The 263-nt window shown below is 70.0% G+C and carries 1 pseudogene; it reads right to left on the minus strand.

Going from position 1 to position 263, the window contains the following annotated elements:
• Nucleotides 1-263: pseudogene (locus tag SB772_RS42125) on the minus strand (short-chain dehydrogenase/reductase); the annotation flags it as partial.

Consider the following 263-nt stretch of genomic DNA (forward strand, 5'->3'; position numbering starts at 1 on the left):
CTCGGCGTCGGCGCCTCCAGGAATGCGCAGCGGTGCTGCGGGATCGGTGGCGGCGCGCCAGACGGCTTCGGCGACATCGGGCGCGTGGGTGACCGGGCCGGTATCCTCCTGCACGTTTTTGACGAATTGCTGGATCAGCGGTGCGTAATCCGGATCATCGGCGCCGCGCAGATGCGGCCGGGCATTCTGGCCGAAGCGGGTCTCCGGCGAGCGGCCCGGCAGGACGATATGCACCCGCACGCCGAACGGCGCCATTTCGACCG

The organism is Paraburkholderia sp. SIMBA_030 (assembly GCF_046535245.1).
Taxonomy (GTDB): Bacteria; Pseudomonadota; Gammaproteobacteria; order Burkholderiales; family Burkholderiaceae; genus Paraburkholderia.